This is a genomic window from Vibrio sp. 1641, from assembly GCF_033339995.1.
Lineage (GTDB): Bacteria > Pseudomonadota > Gammaproteobacteria > Enterobacterales > Vibrionaceae > Vibrio > Vibrio alginolyticus.
The window spans coordinates 1-18,817 of sequence record NZ_JAWOVP010000009.1 but is presented as its reverse complement, the minus strand read 5'-3'; the positions used below and the strand labels follow the sequence as shown (position 1 = coordinate 18,817).

Genomic DNA, 18,817 nt, shown 5'->3' with positions numbered 1-18,817 from the left:
AAATTAGCTTTGGTCCTGAGCGCTTGATAGCGCTGATACACACCAAAAAGCAAAAGACTGAAAATCTTTTGCGGCTTGGCTCGATGGCGAATAGTGTTGAACGGTCGTCAGGTTTGCCACACATTCAAGCAATGCCGTATCTCGATGAATCGAAACAGGAATCAAGGATTCGCTAAGTTCCTTTTTCAGCACCAACATGAAATCACGACCAATTTCGGTTTCTGGCTGATACTTATTCACCAAAAAACGTAATTTGTCAGAGCGAAGCAATCTCGATAGCTCTTCATGTTGTAGCCAAGATTGAAGAGTGAGATAACTCAGGGCGTCTGCCGTTACCACCACCACAATCATATCCATTGAGTCGACAAAAGATCGCACTTCAGGATCAGTAAGCTCTGCTAAGTCGGCGTGAAAAAGCAGCCACTGCTCACCACGGTTTTCGCTCACTTGCAACGTCATTTCACCTAGCATTGACAGGTAGTGAGAACGCTCGTTAAAAAACGCTTTTAACTGCTCAGAATTCAGATGGCCAAACGGTAAAAAAAGTGCACCTTGTGGGCTTTCATAACCAGCCTGGGTCCAAGGTTTATCTGAAAGAAGTTGTTTCGCCCAGCCATCTTTCTCTTCCTGCGGCAAGCCAAGATGAGTTTGCAGTAAACTGTTAGGCACCACCTCAATGGCCAGTACCTGTTTGTTTATCTTAACTAATGCTTGTGCCAAGTTCGCAGCGACGGTCGTTGAGCCACAACCACCTTTTAAACTAACAAAAAGAAGGCGTTTCATATCGCTTCAGTCTCTAAACCTGTCTGCTTAATACGCACTTGAAACAGAGCATTACGAGCACCGTTGGCTTGAAAGACCAACCACTTATTTTTAGCTTGCACGTAAGACTCGTTTTCTGTTGTTTCAATATACTTATGTTGAGTTAAGTTATAAGAAGAGTAGATCGAATTAATATCTTTTGCAGACTCAGTCACAACATTTTTTTCACAATATAACGGTGTTTAAACTGCGGTAATGGCAATCCCGCCAATTACTCTTTGCAGTATAAATTCCATTGTTAAAAAATTGACGCATCGCACTATGCGTCTCATATTTACAGAATGCTAATGAATGTGAACAGGGCTGTTTATTAGTTCACATAATTAATAAATCCCTAAATGATGTTTGACTTCAGAAACAGGGGTTATGAAGGTGAATTGTAATTATCCATTTACGACATATAAGTGAAATAAATAATTTACAGCAAAATCATAGGCTTGAAAATTATTGAATTTAAACTTATAAACATCATATGAAGCAATGCTATAACTATTTTAATTTTTGATCAATTTCGTTTAATATCTTGGCGTCATTTTCTTGTCGCCAAGAAAAGTTAACATTGTAACGATTAGCATACAGCGGATTGTAAGCCACAACGCACAACGACAGTAAACTATTGAATATAAGGCCTTTTGATGTCAGCAATCTCCGGGTTATCCGCTATTACTTCTGAAAAAGAGATAAGTTCTGTTTATGTAAACTTGTTTACACATAAGCAAATGGTCATTGATTATTTGTTCAGTACGCTACCAGAAAATAACAACACTTCACTTACAAGCTTTACAGACAAGGAAACTTTTTTGTCTGCATTGAATGATGAAGCCTTATGCAAATTCAATGAGTTATCCACACTCCATATTGAACAGTGTTTCTTTCTTAGCAACAAATTCACAAATAAAGCGCCGAACGCTATAAATCTTGTGAAAGACATTCGCCAAACAAATATAAAGAAACTCTCCACATATATATTAGTAGTTCCAGATTCACTACTATCATCAAGTGATGATTATTTTGTAAGTGTTTTCCTACGAAACTTAAATGAACTAGCAAGTAATAAAAAACTCACTATTAGTGTTTGTATATATGGGCATCTGACGACTTCACTATTAAAGCCCATTCTTATTTCTCATAATAGATACATCGCCGGTTTGGCGACCATGACATCATTTGATGATGCTCGCTACTGCTATCTTGTGGATTTTTGGTCCAATAAACACGGTGTAATTTCCCAAGACGAATACCTTCTCTCTAACACTAAAGATAAGAAGCTAAAAGCAACGTCTTACGAAACCCATCAGCCTCGTGCCATACAGGAAGACAAATCGGATAGTGATAGAATATATATCAGCAGAGGAGCCTTCAGAGAAAGCGAGAAAGCCCCAAAAGGGATGAGTATGGCTGAGAGTAATCAAGAGCTCATAGCGATGTTAAACAACCCTCGCTCTTCAACTATTGTTTTCAGCTGTGATAACCAAAGCGAAGTTCAACAGATCGCGTTAGATTGCTACCGTTTAAGGTCCGCGTATGGCCGTCAGCTAAAGATTATTGTCAGGGAGACCCAACAATGTTTGAGATATGCAGATGAAAAGTTCTTACTTCGCTCGGGGGCAAACTTCATTTCTCACGCGCAAATCCCCCCAATGCGCTTTATGACTCAGGTTGAAGCAATTCAAGGCCAGATGCTTACACGCCCAACTCCTGACAGTTTAGAGGCGCTCTTAAAGTATGACCTTAAGTTTGGTAGCAAAGGCTACTTACAAAACCAGGACTTTAGCCAATACTGTATTGATGTCATTTCCCACTCAACACACTCAAATGTGAACTTTGCGCTTATCAAGCTGAACTTATTACCAGGTATGACGGCAGAGGAATGTTTACGTCTTTGCCATATTCGAAGAGATGGCGACGTTGTGACAGCCTGCAACAAAGCTCTATATGTCTTGTTCAGTGCTATTCGACATAGCGATATTGACATTGCACTCAACAATATATTTGAGTTCCCAGTGAGAGACTTATTTCACTCAACTCACACGTTTGATACTCAATTAGATATCGAAACAGAGTTAAAATTCATCGTTCAAGATGAAGCCGTCATATCCGACGACGTTTCAGCTCTGGCGACAGAGAGGAAAATATTCCATAACGCCATTAATTCTATGGTTGATGTTCCTCCTTTGTTTGCTGTGAAAAAAACCATTGAGCTCAAGGAACGTTCATGAATATTAACGATTTTTTACTGACCGTGTGTATCAGTTCAGGTGTTGGCCTACTCCTAGGATACTTTCTACGTGACCTAGTAAACGCTACCCGACGCTTTTACCACAAACACTTAAAACGCTCGCGCTATTTTGAGCTAGATACATCAGCCACTAACACCAAGAAGCTTAAGTAATGACATCGCATTCTCATGACTCTACCCCCCTCACTATAGGATTGGGCTGGTGGAACATTTACTTTATCGCAAAAACAGCGCTCTATTTTCAAGGAATCATCGATTTCCATCCAATGGAAAACTTTGCGCTGTTGATCTTCATCCTGCTTCCTATCTCGATGAAAAGCCTAAATGCGGTGCGCCATATCGTTTCATTTGTCGCCGCAGCGTGGCTCTTGCATTACGATTCTTATCTCCCTCCTCTAGACCGTCTTTGGGCTCAAGCGGGACAGTTAATGCAGTTTGAATTGAGTTATCTGGTCGAGCTTTTGGGACGATTTTTATCATTCCAAGCAATACTCGGATTGCTCGCTTTGTGTGGTGCGTACTTTATTTTGAGCAAGTTTGTTAGGGTTTCAGTCTTTGTGGTTATTGCGATGGTCTATATAAGTATTCCTATGACGACTGAACCTCAGACAACAGTGGCTGCAGAAGTAGCCCAACAACAGCCAACAACCGAGGTTACTGCTAGCAAACAACCTCAAATAACGGAAATTAATGATGCCAGTCTCAACACGTTAACTGCAGATTTCTTTTCTAAAGAAGCTTCCCGACATGTGACATTCGATACCAACAGCGCAATGGATGCTCCTTTTGATTTGCTGTTCTTGAGTATTTGTTCGGTCGCGTGGGATGACATCGAAATTGCAGGACTGGCTGATCATCCTCTGTTCAAAGAGTTTGACATCATGTTCGACAATTTTAGCTCCGCTACGTCATACAGTGGGCCTGCTGTCATTCGTCTGCTACGAGCCAATTGTGGTCAACAAGAACACAGTCAACTGTTCCAGCCAGCACCATCAAAGCAGTGCTACTTGTTCGAAAGTTTGAAAGAACTAGGCTTCACAGAAAATTTACTGATGAACCACAATGGTGTCTTTGATAGCTTCCTTGAATTGATCAAAAAAGACGGCGACTTACAAGGGGCTCTTATGTCTCAAGAAGGCTTAACTCCTTACCAAAAATCTTTTGATGGCTCTTCGATCTTCCGCGATAAGCAAGTATTGGATAACTGGTGGCAGCAAAGACTTAACAGTAGTGACGACAAAGTCGTGGCACTCTACAACTCAATTTCACTACATGATGGCAACAGGATCATCAATGCGAACTCAAGCACATCTATTGCTAGCTACAAAATGCGCCTTAAGAATTTGCTTGATGACCTCCACGCGTTCTTTAAAACCTTAGAGTCCTCAAAACGCAACATCGTTGTCGCTTTGGTACCAGAACATGGTGGTGGTATGCGAGGAGACCGCATGCAAATTTCAGGTATGCGAGAAATTCCTGCACCGACAATCATTCATACACCGGTAGGAATTAAAATCTTCGGAGAAGGAATTCAGCGTCAGGGCGACACCGAACACGTAAGCGAGCCATCTAGCTATCTGGCATTGTCGCAGCTCGTTTCGAATATCCTGGATAAAAACATTTATCAAAGTAAGACGTTTAGCCCTTCAATATTGACAGAGAACCTACCAGAAACACGAATTGTCGCGCAGAACTCAGGCTCTACTGTGATTGAAGTACAAGGGAAGTATTATGTTTCTCTTGATGGTTCAAGTTGGATTGAATACCCCGCGAAATAGCGAGAATAAAACCATGCAATGACAAAGGCCGGTGTTTCCGGCCTTTGTCATATAAAAAACCAATAACCTCTCAAAGGTCTCAGAACTTCAATTGTCTATTGTCTATAAATAGGTAAAAATGGATCGAACATTATGCACTTAAGGGAATAACTCATGCCAATTGATTCACTGATCACCATCGGTATTTTCGTCGTTCTTGCTGTCGTTATCTTATCTTCAGCCATTAAAACGGTTCCGCAAGGAAACAACTGGACAGTTGAACGCTTCGGACGCTACACCCACACATTAAAGCCGGGTTTAAACTTGATCATTCCATTCGTTGATAAAGTTGGTCAAAAAGTAAATATGATGGAGCGCGTTCTCGATATTCCTGCGCAAGAGGTCATTTCAAAAGATAACGCTAACGTGGTTATTGACGCTGTCGGATTTGTTCAAGTGATCGATGCTGCAAAAGCGGCTTATGAAGTCAACGACTTAGAACACGCTATTAGAAACTTGACCCTTACCAACATTCGTACCGTTTTAGGCTCAATGGAGTTGGACGAAATGCTGAGCCAACGCGACATGATCAACTCCAAGCTGTTGGCGATTGTTGACCAAGCAACAAACCCTTGGGGCGTAAAAGTCACACGAATTGAGATTAAAGATGTCCAGCCACCAGCCGATCTGACCGCTGCAATGAATGCGCAAATGAAAGCCGAGCGTAATAAGCGTGCGGAAATTCTTGAAGCAGAAGGGGTTCGCCAAGCTGAGATATTAAAGGCCGAAGGTCATAAACAATCAGAGATATTAAAAGCTGAAGGCGAAAAGCAGTCTGCTATTCTCCATGCAGAAGCACGTGAGCGTGCCGCGCAAGCAGAAGCAAAAGCGACTTACATGGTTTCCGAAGCCATTGCAAAAGGTGACATGCAAGCCGTCAATTACTTCATTGCACAGGGTTATACCGAAGCGATCAAGAGCATTGGTCAAGCCGAAAATGGTAAAATCATTATGCTTCCATTAGAGGCAACCGGACTAATGGGCTCGGTTGCAGGGATAGCAGAGATGTTTAAACAACAAGATAAAGATTAATTTATGGACTTTTTTAGTTTGTTGGAAGGTATCTCTTTCTGGCATTGGCTAGCGTTTGGCTTTGCTCTTTTAGCAGTTGAGCTCCTTGGTACCGCAGGGTATTTTCTCTGGCTCGGGATGTCTGCACTTATCGTTGGAGCAATCATGACCGTTTTGCCAATGAGCTGGCAATTGCAATGGCTTTGCTTTGCAAGCTTCAGCTTAATCACCACCTGGCTTTGGTGGCGACGACAATGGTCTAAAGACAAGCAAGAAGACCAAGAAAGAGATCTGAACCAAAAGTACAAGCAGTTAATTGGGCGTACTCTTATCCTTGAAGAAGACTTTTCCGTCGGACTCAATCGCATCAAGGTAGCCGATACCACATGGTCCGCACAATCGGATCAAGCACTTCCAGCCGGTACCCGCGTAAGAATCACCGATGTGGAGGGTATTATTTTAATCATTGAGCCTGATTCTAATTAATTTATGCCAAAGTAATGGGGCAAATCATGCTCCATTACTTTAATCTAAACAACTGCTTTCATTTCATTACCTTAATTAAAATCGAGAAAAAAATAAGTATTAGTAATATTATTAATACCCTACCTCCCATTTCCTATTATTTAATTATTCAACACACGACAATCAATAAGATAGAAATATATCAAGGTAAATTATCGATCTAAATTTATTTTAAAAAATAAAACTTTATTGAATTATTTTTTGATCTTTTTATCCTCGGATACATACTTAACGCATAAGCATTTAAGTTGAGTGCTTTTTATTTGGTAAGTAAGAGGATGTACTATGAATAAGCTTCTCTTTTTAATATTGTGCGGTATTTTTTCTTTTTCTTCCTTTGCCTACAACAACGGAAACGGCGGTACAACTAATTTGGGACCTATAGTCGAATGTAAGATGCCAAGTGGCGACGTTACGAATATTCCAAGTGAAATGTGTCGATTTAGAGGTGGGGAATGGGAATAGTAAAGAAGTAAGAGCTTAGTTTGATATAAGAGCCCTATTCAACCTTGCCTTTCTGCGTAGTCACGGTTTATACAAGCACGTAGATATTTAAAGTTTACATTAAGGTGATTATTATGAGATTTTTATCTGGTCTATTAGTAATATCTTTTGCCATAATTCCGTTAACCACTCATGCTAATGGTGCATCCGGTGGTCGTACGTTAGGCCCAGAGATAAAGTGTGAGTTGCCAAACGGTAATGTACATATGTTGCCACCGTTATATTGCAAAATATACGACGGCCGAGAAGTGAAATAGAAAAGGAGCCTAGCGGCTCCTTTTATTATCTAATTAAGTATTAGTGGAAGCTGTAAGGGATAAGAACTTGTAGACGTAAGTCTGTTTCATCCGCATCGCCAGCACCTGCGTACTCATCACGTTCTAGGATTGTACCGTGTAAACGAATGGTAGAACCTTTAAGCGCGCCACTTTGTAGTGAGTAAGATACTGTTGCGTTAACTGCGTATTCGCTTTCGTAATCCCAGTCACCTGATGCTCCGCTTGCTGCAGAGTCAGCGCCAGTACCGTAACCAAAGCCTAGGTAGTAGTTCCAGCCGTTACCTTGGTTGTAAGATAGACGGTTGTACCATGCTAGCTCACCCGCTTTGTTCCAGTCAGATAGCGCATCCCACCACTGAGACCAAGTACCATTGTTCATACCATATGTATGAATAGTACGAGGAACGAAGTCCGCACGGTTATCTGTGTCTGTGTAGCGCAACTCAGACATCCAAGCTAGCTTACCGAAAGATTGATTCAAAGATAGACCAGTGTGGAAACCTAGACCATCGTATTTCACATCATCGTCAACACCGTAGAAATCAAATGCTAGAGTTGTACGGTCACTAACAGTGTACTTCAAGTAAGCCTTGTAAGAAGTGTTGTCAGTTTCGTTGTGGTAGCTAGTTACTTGACCTGCCCCCCAGTCAACACCATTTGCATATTTAACGCCAGTAGCTTGACCCAAACCAAGTTGCATAAACAAGCTGTCAGTTAGGTTACCGTTTAGGCCTAGAGAGTGTAGGTAGCTCCATGACGTGTCAGACCAAAGCGCTGGTGCGTAATCATCTTCGTGAAGCAGCCAAGGTGCTGTAAATTGGTCTGCGCCAAAGTAGCTTAGGTTGAAATCACCAAGTTTAGCGTTCAGTTCGAAACCACGGTAAGTACCAGGTACAAAGCTCCAAACGTTACCGATTGTACCGTTACCACCAGCCTGTAACATACCGAAACGAGCATTAAAGTTTTCGTTTGCTTTGAATTTCAGCGCTGCTTTGTAAACTTTAAGCTGCTGACCATCACCTGCACCCCAGTCTAGGTTGTTACAAGTTGAGATTTCGTTACATAGGTAGCCTTCGTTTGAATTGTAAAGACTATCGTTGTAAAGATCGCCAGAGTAGTAAGCCGCAACATCTGCGCCCACCCAACCATCGTGGTAGCCAGAAGTGAAGTCTAAAATTGCGTTGTAAGAAGAGTAGTTTAGACGACTCCAACGGTCACCATTTTCACCGCCGGGCTTACCTGTTGTACGAGTTCGTGAACGAGTATCAACTATGAATAATGCATTCAGACTTGAGTCTTGCATAAATTCGTTCACTTTCTCTACGTACTCGCCACCTGCTGCACTTTCAGTAGACGCTGTAGCTGGAGCGACAGCAACAACACCAAACATTGCTGCGGTTAACGCTGAAACCTTAAAAAATTTGTCCATGGAAAAACTCCTAAAAATGGATATAGCTGTATTTTTCTATCTCACCTTTAGTTGGCCGCCGAAGGAGAGAAGTAAATTCCTGATCAAACCTCATTATTTCTAATTTGGCTTTTTTTAGTTCCTGCATACACACCGTGTATCCACGTGATTAAGACTAACTTCGCAGCTAAAAACATCCAAATGGAACTTATTTTTTTTCTAAAAAAATATGAGCCACTCCAAAGTTCCATATAACTTATTGATCCAGATCTTATTTTTAACAACATCAACACAACACAATAAATTATTATTTAAAATCAAACACTTAATTTGAACTTAAAAGTATCAACTTGAAGTCACTCGCAGACTAAAAAAGCCAAAAAAACCAATAACCCAAGGTTCGATCTTGATCACTGAAAAGAACAAAGGCATCAATTACTCAATAAAAAAACACTTAATTATGAACAAGAAAAAGCCCCGCATGCTTACCATACGGGGCTTTTAGTTATTTTTTAGCTTTTTTGAGAAGACTTAATTCATCAGTTCGAGTAAGTCTTGTTCTGTTTTAATTTCGATACCCAGTTCTTGTGCCTTTGCGAGCTTCGAACCTGCATTTTCACCAGCAAACAAAATATCGGTTTTCTTAGAAACACTACCCGTCACTTTAGCCCCCAGTGCTTGGAGGGCTTCTTTGGCTTCTGTACGCCCCAGTTGAGAAAGTGTTCCCGTTAATACTACTGTTTTACCTTCTAATGGTAATTCCCCCACCTGCTCAGTAGTATTAATCTCTGGCCAATGAATTCCTTGTTCAAGCAAATCTTTAACCACCGCTTGGTTCTGTTCTTCACTAAAGAAAGTCGTAATATGTTGAGCAACCACAGCACCGATGTCTTGCACTTCAATCAACTGCTCTTCGGTAGCATTTTGGATCGCTCCCAACGTTTTAAAGTGCATTGCTAAGTTTGCTGCGGTTGCCTCGCCAACTTCACGGATCCCCAGTGAATACAAAAACCGAGGTAACGTTGTCTCTTTGGATTTTTCTAACGCATTCACAATATTCTGCGCAGACTTTGGCCCCATGCGATCTAGTACGGTTAAAATCCCCGCTGATAACTTAAATAAGTCAGCAGGAGTTTTCACCATCTCACGATCAACAAGCTGCTCGATCACTTTATCGCCTAAACCGTCAACGTCTAACGCTTTACGAGAAACAAAGTGTTTTAGCGCTTGTTTGCGTTGGGCTTGGCAAACTAAGCCCCCCATACAACGTGTTACCGCTTCTCCTTCGATCCGCTCAACATGCGAACCACAAACAGGACACTGAGTTGGGAAAACAATATCTCGAGCTGTTTCTGGTCGACGCTCTTTGATGACAGATACGACTTGGGGAATAACATCGCCAGCACGGCGGATCACAACGTGATCACCAATCTTGACCTGCAGACGTTCTATCTCATCTGCGTTATGAAGCGTCGCATTACTTACCGTTACCCCGCCAACAAATACAGGCTCTAGTTTAGCAACAGGTGTAATCGCACCAGTGCGACCGACTTGGAACTCCACTTCATTCAGTGTCGTCATTTCTTCCTGTGCTGGGAATTTGTAGGCAATCGCCCAACGTGGAGCGCGAGCAACAAACCCCAGACGCTCTTGCACGGCAATATCGTCAATTTTAATAACGACACCATCGATCTCATAAGGGAGGGCATCACGACGCTGCAATATATCTTGGTAGTAAGCTTTTACATCCGCCAAGCTTTCAACTCGCTTAGTTTCCGGACACATTGGCAGTCCCCAAGATTTGATTTGCAAAAAGCGTTCGTAATGACTTGCTGCCAATTCTGCGCCTTGCACCACGCCTACACTGTATGCATAGAAGCTAAGCGGACGAGAAGCTGTAATACGTGAATCCAATTGTCGCAAGCTACCTGCCGCAGCGTTACGTGGATTAACAAAGATTTTCTCGCCTTTCTTCCTTGCTAATTCATTGAGCTTTTCAAACCCAGCTTTCGGCATAAAGACTTCACCACGAACTTCAAGACGATTTGGCCAGTCATTACCTCTGAGTTTTAAAGGAATGGCTTTAATCGTACGCACATTCTCTGTGATGTTTTCACCCGTAGTACCATCGCCTCGAGTGGCCGCCTGAACTAATACGCCATTCTCATATAACAAACTTACGGCGAGTCCATCCAATTTAGGCTCACAACAGTATTCTTTCACACTCTGGCTGCCCACGCGCTCTTGTGCGCGCTTGTGGAAACTATCAAGTTCACTATCATCAAACGCGTTATCAAGCGAAAGCATCGGTACTTCATGTGTCACTTGGCTAAACGCAGAGAGAGGTTGTCCACCGACACGTTGGCTTGGCGAGTCTACGGTTATTAAGTCAGGGTTCTCAGCTTCAATATCCAGTAACTCTCGCATTAAACGGTCGTACTCGGCATCAGGGATCTCTGGGTTATCTTCCACGTAGTAACGCACAGCGTGGTAATGCAACGACTCTTTTAGTTCTTCTAGTCGCTGAAGTACTGATTCAGACATAGTAAAGCCCCGTGTATTTTCAATCGGTGAGGTTGGGAAATCCAAGAAAAAGGGCTCCATCCGGAGCCCTATTATTATTTGCTGTTAAGATTATGCGTTAGCGGCATTAAACTCAACTATTTGACGTCGATAAGATGCTAAACGATCTGGCGTCATTAAGTTGCGCTGGTCATCAAGTACGTTACCACCTAAGTCATCAGCAATTTGCTGCGCAGTTCGGAGCATTAAGTTGAAGTTCTGTTCAGCCTCGCCATAACAAGGCAATGTCATGAAGAATGAAATACCCTTCGTTGTAAACTCAGCAGGATCAGCATGCTCAAACGTACCAGGGTGCATCATATTAGCGACGCTAAACAGCACTTTGCCGTTACCGGACAAGTCAACATGACGATGGAAAATATCCATCTCGCCATAAATTAGACCGTTTTGTTGCATACTTTCAAATAAAGCAGTACCAACAAATGGCTCTTCACCAGCACAGTGCACATTCAATACAATCACTTGCATTTCAGGTTCTGGCTTTGGCTCTTCCTTAGGCTCTGCAACGACAGGCTCACTAACCGTTTCGACTTGCTGTTCTTTCTCCGTAACATCAAACGCGGCGGGAATAACGTCTTCTTCCACAGCAGGCTGGAATGGCTCTTCAGCTACTGTTGCTTGAACAACAGGCTCAACGTCCTCTTCTTTATCTTTTTCTGCAACAAATGAAGGGATGTCATCCGGCTCCTGCTGCGTCTGTTTGACTTCAGATGGACCACCGAATAACGGGTCAGATTCAAACTTGTTGTCGAAAGAGCTCGCCATCCCAAAATCTGGTTCTTTGCGATCTTTGCGAATGATCTCAAAGTCATCTTCAGGAGCGGGAGCGAAGTCTCGTTCTTTCTCAACAAGATCATTTTTGTCTTCTTGGTCAACATCCAGCTTACCAAGTGGCTTGTTACCAAACTTTGCTTTGCCTTCTTTTTTACTGCTCCATAAACCATGAAACAGTAATGCCGCGATGGCTAATGCGCCAACAACAATGAGTACGAATCGCAATTCCTGCATTATTTACTCTCAATATACTTGTTTTTACTACTCGCAGTTCCTTGAGCAGCAACCCAAGTGCAATAAATCTGAATGATACGTTTACTTTACCAAAACTATATGTAGATTTAGAACAACTTAATGCAAGAAGTTCCGTTTTTTGTTGTGATTCTTGCCACGATTCCACTTAACAAGACGTCATTTGTCAGGGCATTGAAAGAAAAGTCCTCACAGGTACAATGAGTTTTCATTTACACGAAGCCAAAATAGACATGAAGCAAAACAATCAGCAGAGAACCGGGTTCGGTTATTTTCTATACGGGATACAATTGGCACTTGCCCCTAAAATCAGACGCTTTGTCATCTTACCTCTACTTGCAAATATCTTGCTTGTGGGTGGTGCCATCTTCTATCTATTTTCAAACCTTAATATATGGATCGAAGACTGGATTGGGCAGCTGCCTGAGTTTTTATCCTGGTTAACTTACATTCTTTGGCCTTTACTCGCTCTGACGATACTCGCTACCTTCTCCTATTTTTTCAGCACGCTCGCGAACTTTATCGCCGCGCCATTCAATGGCCTCTTGGCTGAAAAAGTGGAAGAGTACTTAACGGGACAAAAAGTAAATGATGATGGTTTCACTGCCGTCCTGAAAGATGTTCCTCGCGTTTTAGCTCGTGAGTGGAGAAAGCTCCTTTACATATTACCTAAAGCAATAGGCCTATTCCTATTATTGCTCATCCCTGCCCTTGGACAAACAGTAGGCCCATTTTTATGGTTTATCTTTACCGCCTGGATGCTCGCGATTCAATATTGTGACTACCCGTTTGATAACCATAAAATTCCATTTAACGACATGCGTTACAAATTGAAACAAAAGCAAGGTAAGGCCTATGGCTTTGGGGTATTGGTGTCTGTGTTTACGACGATCCCAATTTTGAACCTCATTGTCATGCCTGTAGCAATATGTGGTGCAACCGCTATGTGGGTCGCGGAGTTTAAGCACCAACGATAGTCGATTAGAGATGAAGGAAAGGGATCAGCGCCAGCTTTTCCCTTTTCTTTTATCAAGTTCTGGGCCAACCTAATAAGATATAACTTTTTAATCCTTTTCCCTTTTTTTCATACCGCATATTCTTCTATCCATATTCACACAACGTGTAATGAAGGAACATCACTATGAGCAAAATCTACGAAGATAACTCTCTTACTATTGGTAATACACCTCTCGTTCGTCTAAACAAAGTAAGTAAAGGCAAAGTTCTCGCAAAAATTGAAGCGCGTAACCCTAGCTTCAGTGTTAAGTGCCGTATCGGTGCAAACATGATCTGGGAAGCAGAGAAAGCGGGCCTTCTTAAGCCAGGTGTAGAGCTTGTAGAACCTACCAGTGGTAACACTGGTGTTGCTCTAGCATTCGTAGCGGCTGCTCGCGGTTACAAGCTAACATTGACCATGCCTGAATCAATGAGCCTAGAACGCCGTAAGCTACTAAAAGCACTAGGCGCGAACCTTGAGCTGACTGAAGCGGCGAAAGGCATGAAAGGGGCGATTGCTAAAGCAGAAGAAATCGTAGCAAGCAACCCTGAGAAGTACCTACTTCTTCAACAATTTGACAACCCAGCGAACCCAGAAATCCACGAAAAGACTACGGGCCCTGAGATTTGGGAAGCGACAGACGGTGAAATCGACGTATTCGTTGCTGGTGTTGGTACGGGCGGTACTATTACAGGTACTAGCCGTTACATCAAAGGTGAAAAAGGCAAAGCCATCACTTCTGTTGCAGTTGAGCCAGCAGAGTCTCCGGTTATTGCACAAGCACTTGCTGGCGAAGAAATCCAGCCTGCCCCACACAAAATTCAAGGTATCGGTGCTGGTTTCATCCCTGGTAACCTCGATTTAGACATTATTGACCGTGTTGAGCAAGTTACCTCAGAAGAAGCGATTGAGATGGCTCGTCGCCTAATGGAAGAGGAAGGTATCCTAGCTGGTATCTCATCTGGCGCAGCGGTTGTTGCAGCGAACCGACTTGCGGAACTACCTGAATTTGAAGGAAAAACAATTGTAACTGTCTTGCCAAGTTCCGGTGAGCGTTACCTAAGTACAGCACTCTTTGCAGGTATCTTTACCGAAAAAGAGAACCAACAATAATATGTGTTCAAATCAATTTTTAGTTTAAAAAAGCCCCGTTTAGGGGCTTTTTTGTTGATCCCTGCCCTACCTTTGGTAATATCAGGGTGTTTTATTTCTAGCTTCAAAATAAAGAAGCAGAACACAAAAAGGTTTCAAAGTGATTACGCACGCAAACAGTTGCGTAGTTACCAAACTTTTGACTAGTATCAGAACTGACGCGCTTTGAACTCTTCCCGTGCTAGCGCACAAGATGTAAAGCAGTTAAGCTAAAATCTGGTCACAAACTAACAAAAAAATACATTTATTGGGGTATATCACATGTACGAGAAGCAAGTAGAAATCACAGCAGAAAACGGCCTTCACACTCGTCCAGCTGCACAGTTTGTTAAAGAAGCAAAAGCATTCGACGCAGACATCACTGTGACTTCTAACGGTAAAAGCGCTAGCGCTAAGAGCCTGTTCAAACTACAAACACTAGGCCTAGTAAAAGGTACTCAAGTTACTATTTCTGCTGAAGGCCCACAAGCTCAGCAAGCAGTTGACCACCTAGTTGCTCTAATGGACCAACTACACTAATCCGGTCTCCTACTCCAGAAGCCATTTTGTGAAAGCAAAATGGCTTCGTTGGAAATAGGCTCAAAACTAAGCTAAAACTATTCGTTAGCGCACCCATTATTCTCCCGTTTTATAAAGTTGACCAAACTTAAGGTAAGGCTATGATTTCAGGCATCCTAGCATCTCCTGGTATTGCAATCGGTAAAGCACTACTACTTCAAGAAGATGAAATTGTCCTAAACACAAACACTATTTCTGACGATCAAGTAGAAGCTGAAGTTCAGCGTTTCTTTGACGCTCGTAACAAATCTGCAGCTCAGCTAGAAACTATCAAGCAAAAAGCGCTTGAAACGTTTGGCGAAGAAAAAGAAGCGATCTTTGAAGGTCACATCATGCTTCTTGAAGACGAAGAGCTAGAAGAGGAAATCCTAGCACTTATCAAAAACGACAAGATGACTGCTGATCACGCTATCCACTCAGTGATCGAAGAGCAAGCATGTGCTCTTGAGTCTCTAGACGACGAATACTTAAAAGAGCGTGCAACTGACATCCGCGATATCGGTTCTCGTTTTGTTAAGAACGCACTAGGCATCAACATTGTTTCGCTTAGCGATATCAACGAAGAAGTAATTCTTGTTGCTTACGACCTAACGCCATCTGAAACTGCACAAATTAACCTAGACTACGTGCTTGGTTTTGCTTGTGACATCGGTGGTCGTACATCTCACACTTCAATCATGGCTCGCTCACTTGAGCTTCCAGCTATCGTTGGTACTAACGACATCACGAAGAAAGTTAAGAATGGCGACATGCTGATTCTTGATGCAATGAACAACAAGATTGTTGTTAACCCATCAGAAGCTCAGCTAGAAGAAGCGAAAGCGGTTAAAGCAGCATTCCTAGCTGAAAAAGAAGAGCTAGCGAAACTGAAAGACCTACACGCAGAAACGACTGACGGTCACCGTGTAGAAGTTTGCGGTAACATCGGTACAGTGAAAGACTGTGACGGTATCCTTCGTAACGGCGGTGAAGGTGTTGGTCTGTACCGTACTGAATTCCTATTTATGGACCGTACTGCGCTACCAACTGAAGAAGAACAGTACCAAGCGTACAAAGAAGTTGCGGAAGCAATGAACGGTCAAGCTGTGATCATCCGTACTATGGATATCGGCGGCGATAAAGATCTCCCATACATGGATCTTCCAAAAGAGATGAACCCATTCCTAGGCTGGCGCGCTGTACGTATCAGTCTAGATCGTCGTGAAATCCTTCGTGATCAGCTACGTGGCATTCTACGTGCTTCTGCACACGGCAAACTGCGTATCATGTTCCCAATGATCATCTCTGTCGAAGAAATCCGTGAGCTTAAGAAAGCGATCGAAGAGTACAAAGAAGAGCTACGCGCTGAAGGCCACGCGTTCGACGAAAACATCGAAATCGGTGTTATGGTTGAAACTCCTGCTGCTGCTGCGATCGCACACCACTTAGCGAAGGAAGTGTCTTTCTTCTCTATCGGTACAAACGACCTAACTCAGTACACGCTAGCGGTTGACCGTGGTAACGAGATGATTTCTCACCTATACAACCCACTATCACCAGCTGTACTTACTGTGATCAAGCAAGTTATCGACGCTTCTCACGCAGAAGGTAAATGGACTGGTATGTGTGGTGAACTTGCAGGTGACGAGCGTGCAACACTTCTACTTCTAGGTATGGGTCTGGACGAGTTCTCAATGAGCGGTATCTCTATCCCTAAAGTGAAGAAAGTAGTTCGTAACTCTAACTTCGCAGAAGTGAAAGCAATGGCTGAAGAAGCCCTTTCTCTACCGACAGCAGAAGAAATCGAAGCCGTGGTAGAAAAGTTTATTGCTGAGAAAGCTCAGTAATCGGTAGTACCAAGTAATTCAATACTTAATGGCCATTAGACGGCGAAAAAAGTCGTCTAATGAGCTATATTGGTATACTATAATTCGACAGAATAAAACCAAACCTTAGGAGCATGACACAATGGGTCTGTTTGACAAACTTAAGAAGCTTGTATCTGATGACAGCGCTGACGCTGGTGCTATCGAAATCATCGCGCCACTTTCTGGTGAGATTGTAAACATCGAAGACGTGCCAGATGTTGTTTTCGCTGAGAAAATCGTTGGTGACGGTATTGCTATCAAGCCAGCAGGCAACAAAATGGTAGCTCCTGTAAACGGTACTATCGGTAAGATCTTCGAAACTAACCATGCGTTCTCTATCGAGTCTGACGACGGTGTTGAGCTTTTCGTTCACTTCGGTATCGACACAGTTGAACTAAAAGGCGAAGGCTTCACGCGTATCGCTGAAGAAGGTCAAACTGTTAAAGCTGGCGACACTGTAATTGAATTCGATCTAGCTCTTCTAGAAGAGAAAGCGAAGTCAACGCTAACTCCAGTTGTTATCTCTAACATGGACGAAATCAAAGAGCTAAACAAGCTTTCTGGTTCTGTAACTGTTGGTGAAACTCCAGTTCTACGTGTAACTAAGTAATTTTTACTTAATCGAACACGAAAAAAACGCTGCCAATGGCAGCGTTTTTTATTATCTGACTTTTTTCTGAGCGATGGGCATCGCTGAAACCCGCTCAGCTAAGTAATCCAAGTGCCGAACTCGGCCTTTGCTTTGCCTGAGCCAATAACGCAGTTGTCGCATCTTGGAGCACTTGAGAACGCACCATTTCCGTAGATTCTCTTGCGAAGTCTGTATCTCTTATTCGACTCTTGGATTCTGTAACACTCCGATTCACAGTATTTAAGTTATCCACCGAACCATTTACACGGTTCTGAAAGCTGCCAATTTCACTTCGGTGCGAATCAACGTACTTAATTGCTGCATCAATCACCCCAACTGAAAGCTGCGCCTTACCTGCCGTCGACATATCGATGTCATCCATTGTGACTAATTGACCAGCGCTCACATCAAGCTCATCCGCTAAACTCCCATCGAGAACCACACCCTCTGGCGCCTTCATCGTAGAAGCGAAGAATTGCAGTTCGTTGTTTTCCGTTACTGAAGCATTCACTATCGATTGTTGAGCATTGATGTAAGTGGCGACCTGTTCTATACGGTCACCCAATTTGAGTCCAATGGATTCCGTTTGGGTTTGCCCTTTACTGTCTTGGTATTCGACTTTTAGGGTTTGGTTATCTTTAGTGACTCGCCAATCTTTATCGACCGCATCACCAACATAATGCTGCCCTCCCATCTCTGGGATATGGCTACGCATGTTACGTAACGTCAAAGAGATTGAATTAGCGTTCGCGCCAATATGGAAACTTTGTGAACCGTAAGATCCATCAAACAGGTTTTTATCCGCAAATGTTGTCGTGAGCGCGACACGATCAAGCTCATCTTGCAGCGCTACGACCTCATATTGAATACTTTGCCGATCACTTAAGTCATAACTGCCGTTTGCTGCTTGAAGCCCCAGAGAGCGTAAGCGTTGCAATATGTCACTGCTTTCGTGCAATGCTCCCTCCGCTGTTTGAGCAACAGAAAAAGCGTCGTGCGCATTTCTTAAGGCGACATCAAGCCCTCTCGTTTGTACATGGAGAGTATTCGATATCTGTAAACCTGCCGCATCATCGCTCGCCGAGTTGATTCGAAACCCCGAAGTTAGGTTGCGTTGTGACTCAACATTTTGCGCAGCTGCTTGACTCAGGTGTCTCTGCGCCACCATCGCAGAAACATTGGAATTTAAAGAGATCATCTAATCGATATAAATGCCTTATCGAACATAATGTCAGGACACATCTGAATCGTTATAGCCAATAAGCAAAAAGCCAGGGATGAGCCTGGCTTTGGTTTCTTGCTTTGTTAAATTGATTAACCTAGCAGACTTAGCGCTGAGTTAGGCGCTTGTTTCGCTTGCGCAAGGATTGAGCTTGACGCTTGCGATAGAATTTGTGATTTGGTCATTGCCGTCGTTTC

At 42.9% G+C, this 18,817-nt stretch carries 16 protein-coding genes; 10 read left to right on the top strand and 6 right to left on the bottom strand.

The window, feature by feature from the left end; all coding sequences use genetic code 11:
* Window positions 1-3: 3 nt before the first annotated feature.
* On the bottom strand, window positions 4-783 hold the full coding sequence (gene bcsQ, locus R7Z47_RS16790; RefSeq protein WP_021484815.1) for a cellulose biosynthesis protein BcsQ: 780 nt from the start codon (window positions 781-783) through the stop codon (window positions 4-6).
* 674 nt (window positions 784-1,457) lie between these two features.
* On the opposite strand from bcsQ, the gene bcsE reads away from it, so the two are divergent.
* The 5 genes from bcsE (at window position 1,458) to R7Z47_RS16765 (ending at window position 6,375) form a co-directional block, all read left to right on the top strand.
* A complete protein-coding gene (bcsE, locus tag R7Z47_RS16785; RefSeq protein ID WP_262606964.1) occupies window positions 1,458-3,041 on the top strand; it encodes a cellulose biosynthesis protein BcsE in 1,584 nt (527 codons plus the stop codon).
* Window positions 3,038-3,214 carry a hypothetical protein gene (locus R7Z47_RS16780; protein WP_262606963.1) on the top strand — a complete coding sequence of 59 codons (177 nt, stop codon included), beginning with the start codon at window positions 3,038-3,040 and terminating at the stop codon, window positions 3,212-3,214. Before bcsE ends, R7Z47_RS16780 begins: the two co-directional genes overlap by 4 nt.
* Entirely contained in the window at window positions 3,214-4,839 is a 1,626-nt protein-coding gene (gene bcsG / locus R7Z47_RS16775) for a cellulose biosynthesis protein BcsG (protein ID WP_262606962.1), read from the top strand. The genes R7Z47_RS16780 and bcsG overlap by 1 nt, the downstream gene beginning before the upstream one ends.
* 153 nt (window positions 4,840-4,992) lie before the next feature.
* Complete coding sequence (locus tag R7Z47_RS16770; protein ID WP_054575231.1) at window positions 4,993-5,910, top strand: SPFH domain-containing protein; 918 nt, start codon at window positions 4,993-4,995, stop codon at window positions 5,908-5,910.
* 3 nt (window positions 5,911-5,913) lie between these two features.
* The gene (locus tag R7Z47_RS16765) at window positions 5,914-6,375 is read left to right on the top strand and encodes an NfeD family protein (protein ID WP_005382058.1); all 462 of its coding nucleotides are present in this window, start codon (window positions 5,914-5,916) and stop codon (window positions 6,373-6,375) included.
* An 840-nt stretch (window positions 6,376-7,215) separates the two neighbouring features.
* On the opposite strand, the gene R7Z47_RS16760 is transcribed toward R7Z47_RS16765, so the two are convergent.
* The 3 genes from R7Z47_RS16760 to zipA form a co-directional block, all read right to left on the bottom strand.
* Window positions 7,216-8,625: an OprD family porin gene (locus R7Z47_RS16760; RefSeq protein ID WP_137281778.1), complete on the bottom strand. Its 1,410-nt coding sequence runs from the start codon at window positions 8,623-8,625 to the stop codon at window positions 7,216-7,218.
* A 510-nt stretch (window positions 8,626-9,135) separates the two neighbouring features.
* Window positions 9,136-11,148, bottom strand: a complete 2,013-nt coding sequence (ligA, locus tag R7Z47_RS16755; RefSeq protein WP_017819968.1) for an NAD-dependent DNA ligase LigA — start codon at window positions 11,146-11,148, stop codon at window positions 9,136-9,138.
* Between the two features lie 90 nt (window positions 11,149-11,238).
* Window positions 11,239-12,195, bottom strand: coding sequence for a cell division protein ZipA (gene zipA / locus R7Z47_RS16750; protein WP_239939077.1), 957 nt, complete (start codon window positions 12,193-12,195; stop codon window positions 11,239-11,241).
* A gap of 251 nt (window positions 12,196-12,446) precedes the next feature.
* Here zipA and cysZ point away from each other — a divergent pair, with 251 nt between their 5' ends.
* From cysZ to crr, 5 genes are all read left to right on the top strand, one after another.
* Window positions 12,447-13,190 carry a sulfate transporter CysZ gene (gene cysZ / locus R7Z47_RS16745; protein ID WP_031780324.1) on the top strand — a complete coding sequence of 248 codons (744 nt, stop codon included), beginning with the start codon at window positions 12,447-12,449 and terminating at the stop codon, window positions 13,188-13,190.
* A gap of 164 nt (window positions 13,191-13,354) precedes the next feature.
* Window positions 13,355-14,323, top strand: coding sequence for a cysteine synthase A (gene cysK / locus R7Z47_RS16740; protein ID WP_005382045.1), 969 nt, complete (start codon window positions 13,355-13,357; stop codon window positions 14,321-14,323).
* A gap of 300 nt (window positions 14,324-14,623) precedes the next feature.
* Window positions 14,624-14,881 (top strand): HPr family phosphocarrier protein, encoded by a 258-nt coding sequence (locus R7Z47_RS16735; RefSeq protein WP_005382043.1) that lies wholly within the window; start codon window positions 14,624-14,626, stop codon window positions 14,879-14,881.
* A gap of 140 nt (window positions 14,882-15,021) precedes the next feature.
* On the top strand, window positions 15,022-16,746 hold the full coding sequence (gene ptsI / locus R7Z47_RS16730) for a phosphoenolpyruvate-protein phosphotransferase PtsI (RefSeq protein WP_064353697.1): 1,725 nt from the start codon (window positions 15,022-15,024) through the stop codon (window positions 16,744-16,746).
* Window positions 16,747-16,867: 121 nt separating this feature from the next.
* Window positions 16,868-17,377, top strand: a complete 510-nt coding sequence (gene crr / locus R7Z47_RS16725; protein ID WP_005382041.1) for a PTS glucose transporter subunit IIA — start codon at window positions 16,868-16,870, stop codon at window positions 17,375-17,377.
* 94 nt (window positions 17,378-17,471) lie between these two features.
* Here crr and R7Z47_RS16720 read toward each other — a convergent pair whose 3' ends face one another.
* Together R7Z47_RS16720 and R7Z47_RS16715 are read right to left on the bottom strand one after the other, a co-directional pair.
* A complete protein-coding gene (locus R7Z47_RS16720) occupies window positions 17,472-18,596 on the bottom strand; it encodes a flagellin (RefSeq protein ID WP_262606961.1) in 1,125 nt (374 codons plus the stop codon).
* 116 nt (window positions 18,597-18,712) lie between these two features.
* The coding region (locus R7Z47_RS16715) for a flagellin (protein WP_254661342.1) at window positions 18,713-18,817 on the bottom strand (105 nt) is incomplete at its 5' end.